1 protein-coding gene is annotated in these 462 nt (G+C 69.5%); it reads right to left on the reverse strand.

Annotated elements, in window-relative coordinates; genetic code table 11:
* Nucleotides 1–462, reverse strand: a 462-nt coding sequence (locus tag AC6LJ2_RS30050; RefSeq protein WP_498152762.1) for a M20/M25/M40 family metallo-hydrolase, incomplete at both ends; no start/stop codon positions are given.

The following is a 462-nucleotide window of genomic DNA, read 5'->3' on the forward strand; positions in this document are numbered from 1 at the left end:
CCGCGCCCACCAGGGCATCGCGGCGGATGTCCATGGGGGTGGTGCCGGCGTGGTCGGGCTGGCCTTCGACCACGATCTGCACGCGGCGGATACCGACGATGTTGGTGACCACGCCGATGGGCAGCTGGCGGCTTTCCAGCACGGGGCCCTGTTCGATGTGCAGTTCGACGAATGCGGCGGTGCCGTGGGCGCCGCGCAAGGGGGCGTTGAGCGCGGCCGGGTCGCCGCCGATGCGGGCGATGCCCTGGGCCAGCGTTTCGCCGTCGGGGTTGCGGGCGGCCAGCATGTCGGCGCTGAGCTGGCCGCTGAGCGCGCGGCTGCCGACGCACGAAATTCCGTAGTCGCTGGGCTCTTCGGACAGGAAGTCGATGACCTCGAAGTCGTGTTCCAGTTCGATGCCGTGTTCTTGCAGGGTGTGGGCGACTTCGATGCCGGCCAGCACGCCGATGATGCCGTCGAAGC

The sequence above is a fragment of the Achromobacter sp. 1014246743 genome (genome assembly GCF_059760725.1).